Here is a 15,084-nt window from a genome sequence, read left to right as displayed (position 1 = left end):
GTCAATAAGGGCAAATTACACCCCGACCAGATAAAGGGTAATAGCCCCCCATATCGTATTTATAAATATGTGAAACAGAATTGCTCCATATATGTTTTTGCGCAGCTTGACCAGGATTTCACAAGGAATGATAACCGCCAGCGGAATAAAAGCCCAGTTCATCGGCGCTTGCCACATATGATAGACCTGGAACAGAATGCTGAGGATCAGCCAATCAAAGCGCAGCCTGCCTATCTTCTTCAGTAAATAACCGCGGAAATAGACTTCTTCTCCGATGAAATTCCCGATGATTCCAATCAGCAGCAAAGGCCAGGGAAAATCATAGTATCCTTGGTTAAAAATATGCCACTCTCCCATATGAAGCGCCGGAATCGAGTTCAGGAATGAGGATAAAGACGGGAATACCCACTTCATGTAAGGCAGGGATAAGGCGGTGAACAGCAGGGTTATTAGCGGCAGGACCAGCAGCAGTCCTTTGAAAGACTCCCTTCTGAACCCCAGATAACAAAGAGCTTCCTTCCAGGTCAGCTTATCTGCAAATCGTAGCATGAACAACGGAAAAAGGAAATGCCAGCCGCTGGCCATAACCGCCAGGACAAGAAACTGCACATAATGACTGGATAATCCCGTCACAGCCATAAGCAGGGGGCGCAGCGGATAAATCAGTAAATATGCCAACACTCCCGGAAAGACCGCAAAGGACAGGTAGAATAAAATTTGCTTGCCGCTCTTCGCTTCATGCTTGCGAACAAAGCTATCATATTCGGGATCAGATTGTACAAAAAAAGCGGCAAGCTTTCGGGTCCATTGATTCGTCATAACCATTACGCTCCTTTGGTCGGTTAATTACAGAAGGAGCGTAACACAGCGATTTGATTCAGGTATCCGTATCCGTTACCGGATCGGGAGGCCTAGCACGCATATATTTTGCGCGATCCCGCAAAATTGTTTGTAACGATAACATGAAAATCCCCTCCCACTTTATTCGTGAGAGAGGTGTACTTTTTCCTGTATTCAGGTCATTCATCACTGCTAAAGCAACTACGCCTTTGGCAGCCACTTTAAATCCTAACTGCAAAACCGTTCGTTACGGAAATAGCTTGGAATTTTGTTTAATCCTTTTGGAAGCTGTCTGTTTGCGGAAGTAAAATTCGTGAGGTTCAGCACCTCATGCCTAGTGCCCTCCAATCAGATGATGGTCATTCCGCAATTCCAATTTTACGGCCGTTGGTGATGAATCGGTGTTGGGCGAAGCTGCTTGCTGATAACCAAAAAATAAGGCGAAAATCAAAAATGCACTCGCGATCTTCTTCATTTCTTTTTCCCCTTTCTTCCATAGCGATTTGTTAATCCTAACTGTAATTTAACGATAACATGGTTCGAATTCGATCGATAAATAAGGATAGTTATATTCTGTTCCAATAATGTGAAACCGTTCTGAATCCATGCCAAATCGGCAAGAACGTAAAAAAACCTTACCGAAAAACCATTAAAATACAACTCGATTATTCCGAAAAATACAAAAAGGAGGAATTGAAATTCCCGACCAGGACAAGCATATTTCCTCCAGCATCAGATAAACAAGTGTAAAATTGTGTAAAGGGGGAACTATATGGTTTATACGTTAAATGCCATTGAAATTGGGAAAATTATTAAGGACTTGCGTTTGAAACAAGGATTGAGCCAACAGGCTCTGGCGAAGGGGATTTGTACGCAACCTCATATCAGCAACATAGAAAATGGGCGAGAGATTCCATCTGGCTTTATATTATACTTACTGTCCAAAAAATTAAGAGTGAATGTCAAATATTTATTTGATATCCATAACGATTCCAATATCAACTACAAAAATAATATTAAATTTATTGTCGACTCCTTTATTCAAGAAAATGATTTCGGACAAGTGTTAAAGATACTGGAAGAAGAAAGCCATCTTTTTGAAGCACCCGAAGATCAGCAATTCCTCCTCTGGGCGAAAGCTATATCTCATTATTATTCCTCTAAGGACTTTAGTTCCTGCTTAACGATGCTGAAAACAGCATTAAGAAAAACCTGCAAATGTTTAAAGTTTTGTTCAGAACAGGAATTGACGATTATTAATAGCATTGGCATCTTGCTGTCTGAATCCAGCCAAAACCGCAAAGCTCTGCGCGTTTTACATTGGACGTACCGCCATATCCATCGGCATTATTATATCGAAGACAGGACATTGCCCATCAAAAACATCTACGCGCTCGCACGTTCGTTATCAAGAAATCAGGACTATCACAACTGTATACACTATTGCAGCAAAGGAATCGAACAATGCTTGAAATACAATTCTCTCTATCTTTTTGGAGAGTTGTATTATGAAAGAGGGTTAAATCACTATTTTTTAAATCAGCATACTTCGGCATTAGCGGATTTCGAACAAGCCATTATGCTGTTCAAGCTCAAAAAACAATACAACTTCAAAGATTTTGTTGAAAATAAGATAAAGGAATTTGGGCTTGCTGAATATTAAATTAAAGTCCTTGGACGGGCGTGGTAAAAATAGCACGAATCCTTTCTTGGCCTGGCTTCTCGCAGGCTCTGTCCTTTTTCCGGTCATGATTCTCCTTATGCCGGGGGCACTCCTGCTTAATCACTTTTCTAGGATTATCATCCATTTATCTTTTTTCACTTCCGGCTCGAAGACCAAGATATTTTCAGAATTTAGCGGTTCCATTGCACAGCGTTTGAGACTCGGTCTACAAATTTAGGCATTCCTCTTCAGCATTCTAATGGGAACAGACTTTAAAAAGTTTAGCATGCGTTTTGTAAGTGGTTTATCTACTTATTCCTAAAATCCATTGCCGCTTCCTGAACCTCATCGTTATCTGATAATAATCCTTGCTCAATATATACTTGTAATAATTGCGGTACTGCTTCGTCTACTAGTTCTAAGAGTCTACGGTACTCCCATTCATCCTCACTACAAATACTATCTTTAGCAGCTTCAGGTAAGTATTCAAGTAACCATTTCGAAGGTATTTTCTTTATTCGATCTCTTGCTAATAAAATGGAATTAATGTTCTGGCTTTTGCAAGCATATTCAATAAGAATTTGCAGTACACTTAGTCCAATTTTATGAGGAAATTTTTCGAAATTTTCAATACTGTCATAAGAATCAGGCAGTACTTGGTCAAGAGCTTTCCGTATTCGCAACTCGAATGGATCAACAAATTTGCTATTCATCATTTTTCTGCCTCCATTTTCCAACGGTAAGGATTTTAATAGTTCAACCGCATCTTAGTTGTTTAGGTAGGCCCTAGACTAACTTTGTTATATAATTGTTAGATATTTAATCTAATAACAAACCGTTAAAAATCCAAATGTTTTTGGAGAAGGGACTCTATAATGGAACCAATATTAAAACATACATGGGAACTGTCGGAAGCGGACGCAATCAAATTACAACAAGAGTTATCCTTAAAAGTCATAAAGGAAGATCACTTTGCTGAAATCAATTATGTTGCCGGAGTGGACGTAGCGTACAGCAAAAAGGATGACAAATTAATTGCAGCAATTGTTATTTTGAATGCCGCTTCACTAAATATAGTTGAGTCAGTAGTGGTTGTAGACACTGCTCACTTCCCTTACATTCCTGGATTGTTTTCATTTAGAGAACTGCCCCCGATACTTAAAGCATTCAACCAATTAAAAACTCCTCCCCAACTGATTGTTTGTGATGGACAGGGAATTGCACATCCCAGACGATTTGGATTAGCGAGCCATTTGGGAGTTCTATTTGACATTCCTACAATTGGATGCGGGAAAACTAGGTTAGTAGGCGAGTTCCACTCCCTTGAACAAAACAGAGGAGCTATAGCACCATTAATTGATAACGGTGACATAATTGGTAATGTTTTAAGGACTCAGGAAAATATTAAACCTATTTTCGTATCTATCGGTCATCGCATTTCCCTAGCAACAGCCTGTGAATGGATATTAAAGCTCTCCCCCAAATATCGTTTACCAGAAACAACTCGGCAAGCTGATCAACTTGTTAATCGAGTGTTGTCCCAAATTCAACAGAATATTATAACCGAGGAGATCGGGACTTGAGTAAGAGGAGTAAGCGCCGCCCTTATTCTTGTAAAACTCAAAGGCAGGACCCATCTTCTTCTTACTGATCACCAGAAGTTAATAGCTCATTAACAGATCCATGTAAGTTAGTACGTTGATCAAGTTCTATGAAAAGAAGGTCTACCGTATTTCAAACCGCGCAGGTAATATTGCTGCGTGACAGGGTCGAATTGCTCGCCCACGAGGAGGAAGCGGTTCGGGATGCCTTCGGTGGCAGACAAGGTGTGGCCGAAGGCGTCGTACTCGTAGCTGTTGACGATGCCGCCCAGACGGTTCGTGATGTGCACGACGTCGCCGTGCTGGTTGTTCAGGTAGTAATATGCATCTCCTTGGCCGTTCACTTGGGCTAATAATCCATGACCTCATAAATAAGTGGCTTTGCGTTCCACTCTTCAGCCAACTCGTTCACCATATTCCAGCTGTGTAGTTAAATTTACCATAGTAGGGGAATACTAAAAAAGAAACCTTGAGAGGCAACAGGCCAATCAAGGTTATATCGATAATTTTTCTCCAAATATTAGGTCTAACTCCTACGTATCTAATTTTATTTTTCTACACACAATTCATTTTCTTTCTTTGAAAAATATAATAGAGCATAAGAATTTAAACACTTATCCACTTGTCCTGGGGGCAAAAAAATAACAGGTCCCAACAGAGAATTTATCTCCATTAAGACCTGCTTTAATAAATTTTGCAAGGTTAAACTTTACCTGTGAACCCAATAATCTGTTATTCTAAGTGAATTGTAATTTTGCGCTCTGAGGTTTCACAAGTATTTATCACTTTATTTTAACATATGAGACAGATTGTATAGTCGAACCCAATCTCTAAAAATCTTTTCATTGAGTAGTTCTGGACATACCTTTTTACTATAAGTAATAAAATTTTCAAACAATTCTTCTATCATTTTTTTCACGTCTAACTTTTCCATTACTATGTGCGAGGGTGATGGTAACCATCCAGGTATTAAACTTTTGCATTCTAACTGGATCTTTCCACCTTCCTCTCTAAAGACTATCTCCCTCATTAAACCCTGCTCATAAAAACCTAGGCGGAAGTTGTATTCATTCTTATTAAGATTTTGAATTATCTCTGGCAATTCTTCAATAATCAATGGAAGGTCGAAAGTACAATCTACTGGCCAAAGCTCACTTCCAAATCCTGAAACAATAAACTCAATATTTTTAGTTTGATGTAAATATTTACAAATGTCAGATATTATACTAGTTTCATCATCAAGCTCATCATCGTATTCTTTTTCTTCAATAGTCATTTTATCAAATTTGTTTTTGTGCCGTAAGTACATTCTAAACATTGAAATCCCCTCCTTTTTCCAATTACTACTTCAATTTAAATGCTTCACTTACAGGATATGAAGTTATTAGTTTACCCGTTTTTGAACTAGGGATAATAACTGCTTTTGTGGATGGTATTATATCCCAGGATGGTGTTATTACTTGTCCTAATCCTTCTGGTATATCAACAATGGTTGGTTTATCAACTTTACCGTACGAATTTAGAAATTCTGCTGCTTTTTGATTATCAAGCCATTGACCTTGTTCTGTCATTTTTCCTAGTTCATTAACAGTTCTAGCCCGTCCTTTCAATGACTCTAAATTCTTGTTGCCAGCACCATGTGTTTCAAAAGTATGGCCAAAGTTAGGTCTGCTCTTCCAATTAACCTTGCCATTTTTCCCAACTAACCAATCCGCTTCACCCGTCCCCGCATAAGGCCCTTCCTTCTTACCGCCACCACCGCAACCAACATTCTGGCTGCTATACCCGCTTGGGTCCACATACCTTATCGGGTTGTTGCCCACGTACGCGTACAGGTTCAGGCCGTCGCCGCGGTACTCGTCCTCTTGGGTGAACCGGGCAATGACCGGGTTGTAGAACCGCGCGCGCAGGTAATATTGCTGCGTGACAGGGTCGAATTGCTCGCCCGCGTAGCGGAAGCGGTTCGGGATGCCTTCGGTGGCGGACAAGGTATGGCCGAAAGCGTCGTACTCGTAGCTGTTGACGATGCCGCCCAGCCGGTTCGTGATATGCACGACGTCGCCGTGCTGGCTATGCTTATTATACAAAAAGGCTTATTCCGTCTTAAAAAAACGTGAATAAACCTCAATTAATGGTATTTTAAGTTTGAAATCATTTTTCGTTGAAAGCCGAAATCATATTTTTCAAGGGTAATCCTACTTCCACCCTCTCCATTGCCACACATTATACTGGGCTACCCAAGGAGTTTTTGGTACATTGAGAATATCAGTATTAACTTTACCTTTTGTCCAGAAACCTGAGAATCTTGTTCCTTCTGGTGAAATATCCTTGGAAAACACAGCTTCAACCTGAAACTTTAATTGTTCGGAATTGAAGGTAGGCGTAAATCTAATTCTTATTGGTTGAGTTAAGGCGCTTGACTTTTGCTCTCCATATAAATCTATTAACTGAAAACTCCTCTCCTCATTATCTCTTCCAATTGCTTAAGAATCGGTAGAAATGTGTTATTTATAACAGCGTCTATGACTTCACGTGGAGGAACCACTTCATCAGTACTCATAAATAACAACCTCAATTTCATTTTGTTAAGCTACTGACGAAAGTCTGGATTCACGCTCGGGAGGTCTCCAAAATAACTTCCATCAAATTTATTTTTTCAATATAATAACTGCTTGGAATCCAAAATGAATCAAATACAGAAACCAGTAATACAAAATCCTTCTAGAACGTATCGCTTTTTAGTCCATAGCCCCAAAAGTTTCTTTTAATTTCTCACTTTTGGGGCCCTTCAACCTAATACTAATCCTTTTTTTCAAAAAACCTATTCATTTATTAATTCTTTGAGTTCTGTGTGCCAAAATGCTCCTTCTTCTAGAGATTTTGGATCTGCACGCTTTATCTCATTCGTAATCCAAGTTATTAACTCAAGAGGAATATCATTATCAAGATAAGCGTCTTCACCATTTGTATCAATAGCTTTATCTATCATATTTGAAAATAAAAGTATACATTCAGCAAGTTGATTAATAGTGGAGTTAATGAAAACTTCTTTATTTTGATTTCCATTGTCGAGATATATTATGTTCCTATTATATGTGTTTATATAGACATAATCGCCTCCCCCTGTAGTACCTATTGGGAGATATTCCTCTTTCACTTTACAATTGTTATTTTTTTGATCATATAAATTTTTTACTGTTTTAAATTCTAGATATGGAGGAGCAGACGCGGGTAATCCAGCTTCGCTCAAAAATAATCTATCTTCTTTTGAGAGTGGTAATTTCTCAAGGTGCTCAGCAGAATAATTAATTAGTTTTCCATTTTTTTCGGAATCCCATTTCTTCCTAAACTCGCGTGGTGAAATCATACCGAATCATCTCCTTAATAAGGTTTCTAATCTGTTTGCAATTATATCATCCACGCCTGTTATTCCCCATTCTTTTTCAATATTATGAACCCCACCATAGCCAGGGTGCAATGTGACTGGCAAAGCTGCGGCTTGGCCACCTTCTCCAATATGATGGTGTCTCAATGGATCTTCTAAATAATCCATATATTGAGGAAAATATTTTACAAAGTGCTCATCAACTTCTGGAGCCCTACCTCTCCTAATTTCCGATGTATTTTTTTCGCTCCAAAACTCTGGGTTTCTCTTAAGCAATTCTTTAAAGAATTTTTTTGAGTTTCTTTCCCAACCAGCTGAATTCGTTCCCGAAGCGCCTTTACCTTTATAATTCATTTCAACCATTAATCTAGGATCAATTAGATATTCTTTTGGATAATTAGTTAAATCTCTTCCCCTATAACCTCTTATAGCATCAAAATTTTCACCCTTACCATAAACATTCCCTTTTTCCTCACACGAATACCCGCTCGGGTCCACATATTTTATCGGGTTGTTCCCCACATACGCGTACAGGTTCAGGCCGTCGCCGCGGTACTCGTCCTCTTGGGTGAACCGGGCAATGACCGGGTTGTAGAACCGCGCGCGCAGGTAATATTGCTGCGTGACAGGGTCGAACTGCTCGCCCGCGTAGCGGAAGCGGTTCGGGATGCCTTCGGTGGCGGACAAGGTATGGCCGAAGGCGTCGTACTCGTAGCTGTTGACGATGCCGCCTAGCCGGTTCGTGATATGCACGACGTCGCCGTGCTGGTTGTTCAGGTAGTAGTAGGCATCTCCTTGAGCGTCCACTTGCGCCAGCAATTCATGACCGCGCACATAGGAGGCCTTGGCGTTCCACTCCTCGTCCAGCTCGTTCACCATATTCCAGCCGTCGAACACGAAGCGGCTGGTTACGCCGTTCTCGCATATGCCACTGCGCAGCCCTTCCGGGTCGTAGTCATGGCGGACATAGCTGCCGTCCGGCTTCTCGACCTTGGCGGTCCGGTTGAACGCGTCATAGGCATAGGTCGTGGTGCCGCTGGCAGAGCGTTCGGAGAGCAAATTGCCCTGACGGTCGTACTCGAACTCGGTACGGCCGCCGTCGTCCTCAAGCAGCGACAGCAGACGGTTGCGGCTGTCGTAGGCATAGCTTGTGGCCTGTCCGTCCAGCACGCGGCGGATGCGGTTCCCGGCCGGGTCGTAGCTGTACGACTCCTGGGCGCCGCTGCCATAATCCACTTCCCGCAAGCGGTTCAAGGGATCATAGCTGTATAGGGTAAGCTGATGATGCTCCATCTTGGCAATCTGATTGCCGTTATTGTCGTAGCTGTACGTATGGCGCATCAGTTCCCGGCCGTCTTGGCCGGCCGCCCGCAGACTCGTCATCTGACCGTCCCGGTCATAGCCGTATTCGACGCTGATCCCGCTTCCGTACAGAATGGAGGCGATGCGGTTGCCTTCGCCATAGCGGTACTGCGCGAGTCGTTCTTGACCCTGCAGCACTTCCTGGATACGGCCTATTTTATCATAGCGATATTCCGTATGTCTGCCTGCGGCGTCGGTCAACCCGGTAACCTGTCCGTCCGGGTCATAGCGGAACTCGAGCAGTTTACGCACACCCGCGGCCTCCGGATCAAGCGCATCCATCGGATGCCAAGATTGAGGTGCGGCCGCTCCATTCGCTCCGACACTTGTCAACGGGTCCGCGAACGGAGGCGATCCGGCCCAATCGCCCTTGCGGCGGATGCCAAGCGGCGGTTCGCTTATATACTTCGTCGCCAGTCTGCCGTCCGGCGTGTACGTATAGTCATACCGCATCCGATCATTGCCGGCCGTTCGCAGCGTGCCATCCTCGTTGTAGACGCAGATCTCTTCCGCGCCTCCTGCGGCTTCTCTTCGCTTCACCAGTTGGTCGTCGAAATTGTACGCATACTCGATAACCCGCTCGTTGCGATCGATCTGCCGCGTCAGGCGGCCCTGGCGGTCATATTGGTACTCAATATGCTGCTGCGACGGATCCTCCACCGCCGCCAGCTTGCCCAGACTGTTGTAGCGGTACAAGGTCGTATGGCCGTTGGCGTCCGTGGAGCTAATGATATTTCCTGCACGGTCGTAGCTATACCGCTCTTCGCTTCCATCCGCTCGGGTAAGCACCCGGATATTGCCCCATGCGTCCAGGCTGTGGCGCGTCCTGTTCCCTTCGCCGTCCACGATGCCGGTAATATTGCCGAGCGCGTCGTACGTGTACTCCTGGCTTACCTTGCCGCGCGCTGCAGCCTCCGCGGTGCGAATCTGCTTCACCCGTCCGCCGATGGTATACGTATATTCCACGCCAATGCCTTCGCTCAGCTTTCGGATCAACTCGCCCGCCTGATTATAACGGTTCTGCTCCACGATCTGACCGTAGGCATCGCGAACCTCGATCAGCCGGTTCAACGCATCATAACGGTATGTAGTACCGTCGCCGTCATCCTTAAGCGGATTATACTGATTTGGCGATACTTGCTTGATGAGCTGTCCCGTTTTGTCATAGAACAGGCGCGTCGTCTCGCCCCGCTTGCCTGTCGTGCGGATGAGTCGGTTCATCAGATCATAGCTGTAGGCCACGCGGTTGCCGTTCGTATCCGTCTCCTCCAGCACGTTGCCCGCACGGTCATACTTGAAGTAGACGCTCCGCGCCTTGCTGTCCTGACGTTCCCGGCGGCTAATCTGAATGATGCGATCGGCCCGATCGTAGCTGATCTCGGTCTCATAGCCTTCCGGCGTGACCAGCTTGATCATATTGCCGTTCCGGTCATAGCGATAGGAGGTCACAGCGGCGATCTTATCCTCGCTTCCGTTGAAGGAACGGCCCTCTGCCAGATCTTCCGCATCGATCAGATCGATCTTGCGTTCTAGCAGCCCGACCGCGTTGTACTCATAGCGGGTGGTCTGTTCCTTCTGTTCGCTCAGCTTGCGCCGCTCGGACGTAAGCTGATTGAGGCAATCATAGGTGTAGCGGATCTCGGCTCCCGTATCATCCTCGACGAGGACGACCCGGCCCAACTTGTCATGCCGATAGCGAATGCGATGGTATCGGCTCGCATATCCGGTCGCCCCGACATGCTCCGCCGTCCGCCTCTCTTCCACGAGACGGCCGGCCTGGTCGTATCGGTTCAAGGTAAGCTTGTACAGGATCTCCCCGCCCTCGGCTTCGACCGGCTCCCGCTTCTCGATTGGCCAGCCGGCCCGGTTGTAGGCATATAGCGTGCCGAAGCGCTCTTCGTCCGTCTCGCCGCTTAGCCACCCGCGGGCATCGATCATTTTGACGACTCTGCCTTCCTCGTCATACAAGAAGCGCTTGATGACATGGCCCTCCGGATCGGAAATCTGAACGAGGCGGTTCATCGCATCATAGAAATACTCGGTGCCCGGACCGTCATCAGTCTCGGGATCATACCGTTCCGGATCGATCGTCTTGATGATATTGCCGACGGCATCATACTTCGTGCGGGCGATGCCGCCGTCCGGGAACAAGGTCCGAATGCGGCGGTTCCGGTGATCGTATTCATATTCGACCCCGGCCCCGTCATCCTCCGCCCGGCTATATTCGTTCGGATGGACGGCCTTCACCAGATTGTCATGGATATCGTACATGACCCGCTGCTCGTTCTGCATCGGATCCGTCGTCCGAATGAGGCGGTCCATGAAGTCGTAGCGATATTCTGTTCCGTTGCCGTTGCCCAAGCGCTCCACATAGTCGTTCGGCAGCACTTTTTTGATCAAATTGCCCATCGGATCATAGAACAGCGCCGTCGTGTTGCCGGCCGCATCGATGATGCGCGTCCGCTGGTTCAGCACATTGTAGGCGATCTCCACCGTGCCGTAGGAGGTCGTAATGCTCGTCATCCGGGCCGCGGCGTCATAGCCATACTTGAACTGCTGGCCTTCCGCATCCTGTACGAAGGTCGGCGCATCCGTATGCTTTACCTCATGCTGGAACGTTGTCACTTGGCCCATCGGATCGATCCGGCGGATCAGCCGTCCGAATTCATCATACTCATAAGCGGTGACGGATTCATTCGTGTCGTCGATCCGCACCCGTTCCTCCAGCAGATTGCCCCGGGCATCGTAGGCGTAGCGAGTCTCGCTGCCACCGGTCGTCGCCGTGCGAATCCGGTTCCCGTCTTCGTCGTACTGGTGCTCCACCTTCGTGCCGTCAGGCCGAATCTCCTCCAGCAAATGGCCATAGGCATCGTACACCCAGCGCGTGACGGTGCCGTTGGCGGCCGTGTGGCTGTCCTTGTTCTGCCAGGCATCGTAGGTGTAGGCTTCCTGCGTGCCGTCATCGTAGTGCACTTCCGTAACCAAATAATCGCGGTTGTATTTGTACGTCTCCACGACGCCGGTGGCATGAAACGTAAAGGTCGTCATCCGGGCCCGCTCGTCGTAGACGATATCCGCGACATGGCCCTCACCATCATACTGGCGAATGACCCGATCGGCGCTGTCATACTCATTGCGCACATAGGTATGGCCGTTCTGATCTGTAATCGAAGTGAGACGCCCTTCGCTATCATAGGCGTAGGTGACCTCGCCCTTGTTCGGGTAGGTTACCCCGGCCAGCAAATCGCCCGCATACCGGTAGTGGACCGTGCGCCCGATATTGTCCGTGATCGCCGCGAGCTTGCCATTCCTGCAAGTAAAAGCAAGCTCCTTGCCGCCTGGCGTCGTCAACGAGCGCAGGCCTTGATCGTCATATTCCAGCGTCGTCCGGTTGCCGTTGCCGTCGCTGTACGAGACCAGCCGTCCGGTCGACCCGTCATAGACATACGTGTATCGTTGATGCTTGACGACATATCTCCCTCTGCGCGGCTCCTCGACTAATCGGTATTCAAGAGCGCCCGACCGTTCATTGCGCCATTCGCCATCCTGGAGGATGAAGCTCTCATAATGGCCGTCCATGCAGATAAGGAAGGCGCGATCCTCCACCCGGGTCACCGAGCTCTCCAGCGAACTGAGCCAGCCTTTGCCCAGCATGCCCACGAACGGGTTATGCGCATTGAAGCTGCGCGTCAGCTCCAACGTACCGCCGATATCGTGCACGACCAGATCGGTCGCCTGCAGATAGAACCGGCCTTTGGCGACATCAATCGGGTCTCCCTTCGTCACCAGATTTCCGATATTGCTCACGAGGGATTTTTTCAACTGGTCGAAGAAAGTATCCTTGTCGATGGTCCCGTTCTGCAGAAGCTGAATCGCCGAACCCCCGGCCATATCCCCGGTGACGGACGCACCGTAGCGGCCGATACGGCTTTTCCCCCCCAGAAAGGAGAACGCCGCGCCGAATACGCTGCTTACCGCATTGTTCCGGAAATTCACATCGCCGGAATTGCTGATATCGAGCACGCTTGAAGCCACGAAGCTTGCACTATATCTGCCGCCGAACTGGGTGAGCGGACCGGCCCCGCACGGAACGCCCTTCAACACGCCGGCCGAGAGCGTTCCGGCCAAGGCCCCGTTATAGAAGCTCTGCAAATAATGCCCGGCCATGGCTTTCCAACTGAAGGTGCCGTCCAATGGCTGGTACGGATCAAATATCGCCGTTATCCCCGCACTCATCGTTCCCCCGGTCACACCGCCTGCCAACAAGGTCGTGCCCCCGAGCATGAAGCCCCCGCCCAGCACGGAGATGGTGACCGAACCGTATTTGACGATATTGTACAGTTCCTCGTCGCCGCCGAGCACCGTATCCCGCATGAAATTGTACGATTTGCTCAGATCGCCGACCTGAGCCTTGGCGAAATCCTCCCGGCCCTCCGCGATCTCGCTCGCGCCCACGACGGCCGAGACGGCACCGGCGGCGCCGACGATAAGCGGCAGTGCGGCGCCTCCGGTCGCAACCGTGGCGACCGCTACCGCGACGACGCCGACCACCAAGGCGATGGCGCCGAACCCGAACTTGCTCTTCGCCGCCTCTGCCTTGGCAATGCACGCCTCGCGATAGGCCAGCGCCTGAGCGTTGACCTCCTCCATCAGCTTGGCGTCCTCGGCCAGCTGCGCGCTGTCGTCGAAGGTCTCGGCAGGCGGTTCGCCGGGCTCGCCCAGATAGATAATCTTCGCTCCTTGCACATAGGTCGAATCCTGGATAGCGATCGCATGCGCCGGATCGACATATTCCCCCGGACTCCGGCTGATGAACACATCTTCCCCCGCCGAGATCGAGATTCGCTTCGGCACGGCCGCTCCCGCTTCCGCCGCAGCGCTCTCGCTGGCCCCGATCGCCACAGCGGTTGCGGCGCTGAGGTACAGATCGGTGTCCGCAGCGATCTCTACGGTGCCGTCCCCGGACAGGCGCACCTTGATGCTGCCCTCGTCATTAGCGCTGAAGACGATATCCTGTCCGGTCAGCTTCATTTCCTTGCCCGTATCAGTCGTTAAAGATCGCACCTTCGGGTCGGACTGCTTATGCCCGTACTTGCTCGCCTCGCCCCCCTTCCTGACCGAGCCGATCGCAATCGCTTCTCTCTCATTCACCGTCGGGAAATGCAGCTTGACACCCGAGCCCGGCTTCGGCATCAGATACGAGATCTGGTTATCGATCCCCGTCGAATAAGGGAACCAGCATGTATCGCCCTTCGCCTGGGCGGAATCGATGGCAAGCTGGACCCGGATGCGGTTGCGCGAGATGTCCGTGATCGTCCCGTCCAGCGACAAGCCTTGGATCCGCGAATTGGACTGATAGCCTTGTCTGACGCCATCGGCGGTGCAGAACGTATACGTGTGGCGTAGAAGGCCGTCCCGCACGGCTGATGTGGCGGCGCGGATAACGAACGGCCTCCGGGCGAAGCTGACGCGTCCCCCCAGCGGAAGCCAGAGCGGCGTGTCCATCTCGAAGCTGATGAAGTCGGTCTCCTGCAGCTCCGGATTCTCGTTCGTCCGGGCCAGCAGGCTGCGGCGGAAGTCGTTCCGGATGACATATTGCGCATCGCTAACTTCAATTGGTTCCCGATCTGCGGATACGCCAAGCGAGAAGCGTGCGCTTCCCGAAGCCGCATCCGGCACCACGACAGCGCCGAAATGCGAAGCCAGCCGCTTGATGAACTGCCAATCGGTCTCGTCATACTGCATAATAAGCCCGCCAATCCGGGCGTGATTCGACGCATGATCCTGCATATTGGCATGCGGATAGTCCTGCAGCACCTGCTCAATCACATCGGCATAGGTCATATCGACCCGCTGGAACGAGCGCCGCTTGCGCTCGATGTCCATCGCCCACGTATAGGAACAGGCTTCAGCCTGGAGCGTGTACACGCCGCGTACGCACTGGATATCCAGCTGACGGATCAGGCCTTGGAACAACACTTCCCCTTGCCGGCTCCCGCCGTCCGGTTCGCCGCTATCCTCCACTTCCTCCAGCTCCCGGTAGGCGATAATCGGCGAGCCGTACCCGAGTTCATGAATATAACTGTCCTTCTTCTCTTCCGGGATGATGGCGCTGAACTGAAGCTGGATATGTTCATTGACCTCTCTCGTTAAGACAAGCCCGGTCAGGCGTTGAAGCTCAACCGGGAGTTCGAGGATTACTCCCCCGTAACGAATCCTCATCCTCTTCCCCC

10 protein-coding genes are annotated in these 15,084 nt (G+C 48.7%); 3 read left to right on the top strand and 7 right to left on the bottom strand.

Annotated features, from left to right (window positions below; genetic code table 11):
* Positions 1–15 precede the first annotated feature (15 nt).
* A complete protein-coding gene (locus tag NNL35_RS07765) occupies positions 16–819 on the bottom strand; it encodes a CPBP family intramembrane glutamic endopeptidase (protein WP_181454571.1) in 804 nt (267 codons plus the stop codon).
* Positions 820–1,174: 355 nt separating this feature from the next.
* Positions 1,175–1,315: a hypothetical protein gene (locus NNL35_RS07760; RefSeq protein ID WP_181454570.1), complete on the bottom strand. Its 141-nt coding sequence runs from the start codon at positions 1,313–1,315 to the stop codon at positions 1,175–1,177.
* A 297-nt stretch (positions 1,316–1,612) separates the two neighbouring features.
* Between NNL35_RS07760 and NNL35_RS07755 the strand changes: the two genes are divergently transcribed.
* Positions 1,613–2,503 carry a helix-turn-helix domain-containing protein gene (locus tag NNL35_RS07755; protein WP_254553138.1) on the top strand — a complete coding sequence of 297 codons (891 nt, stop codon included), beginning with the start codon at positions 1,613–1,615 and terminating at the stop codon, positions 2,501–2,503.
* A gap of 308 nt (positions 2,504–2,811) precedes the next feature.
* Here the strand turns inward: NNL35_RS07755 and NNL35_RS07750 are convergent, their stop codons facing one another.
* Complete coding sequence (locus NNL35_RS07750) at positions 2,812–3,219, bottom strand: hypothetical protein (protein ID WP_254553136.1); 408 nt, start codon at positions 3,217–3,219, stop codon at positions 2,812–2,814.
* A 159-nt stretch (positions 3,220–3,378) separates the two neighbouring features.
* Between NNL35_RS07750 and nfi the strand changes: the two genes are divergently transcribed.
* Positions 3,379–4,086: a deoxyribonuclease V gene (nfi, locus tag NNL35_RS07745; protein ID WP_254553134.1), complete on the top strand. Its 708-nt coding sequence runs from the start codon at positions 3,379–3,381 to the stop codon at positions 4,084–4,086.
* Between the two features lie 170 nt (positions 4,087–4,256).
* Positions 4,257–4,457 carry a hypothetical protein gene (locus NNL35_RS07740; protein ID WP_254553132.1) on the top strand — a complete coding sequence of 67 codons (201 nt, stop codon included), beginning with the start codon at positions 4,257–4,259 and terminating at the stop codon, positions 4,455–4,457.
* Between the two features lie 434 nt (positions 4,458–4,891).
* Here the strand turns inward: NNL35_RS07740 and NNL35_RS07735 are convergent, their stop codons facing one another.
* The 4 genes from NNL35_RS07735 to NNL35_RS07720 form a co-directional block, all read right to left on the bottom strand.
* Positions 4,892–5,422: a hypothetical protein gene (locus NNL35_RS07735; RefSeq protein WP_254553130.1), complete on the bottom strand. Its 531-nt coding sequence runs from the start codon at positions 5,420–5,422 to the stop codon at positions 4,892–4,894.
* 25 nt (positions 5,423–5,447) lie between these two features.
* Positions 5,448–6,191 (bottom strand): RHS repeat-associated core domain-containing protein, encoded by a 744-nt coding sequence (locus NNL35_RS07730; RefSeq protein ID WP_254553128.1) that lies wholly within the window; start codon positions 6,189–6,191, stop codon positions 5,448–5,450.
* Between the two features lie 734 nt (positions 6,192–6,925).
* Positions 6,926–7,471: an SUKH-4 family immunity protein gene (locus NNL35_RS07725; protein ID WP_006679693.1), complete on the bottom strand. Its 546-nt coding sequence runs from the start codon at positions 7,469–7,471 to the stop codon at positions 6,926–6,928.
* 6 nt (positions 7,472–7,477) lie between these two features.
* Positions 7,478–15,073: an RHS repeat-associated core domain-containing protein gene (locus NNL35_RS07720; protein WP_254553127.1), complete on the bottom strand. Its 7,596-nt coding sequence runs from the start codon at positions 15,071–15,073 to the stop codon at positions 7,478–7,480.
* Positions 15,074–15,084 lie beyond the last annotated feature (11 nt).

The organism is Paenibacillus dendritiformis (assembly GCF_945605565.1).
In the GTDB taxonomy this organism is placed as follows: Bacteria; Bacillota; Bacilli; order Paenibacillales; family Paenibacillaceae; genus Paenibacillus_B; species Paenibacillus_B dendritiformis_A.
This window is presented reverse-complemented; position numbering and strand designations above follow the sequence as displayed.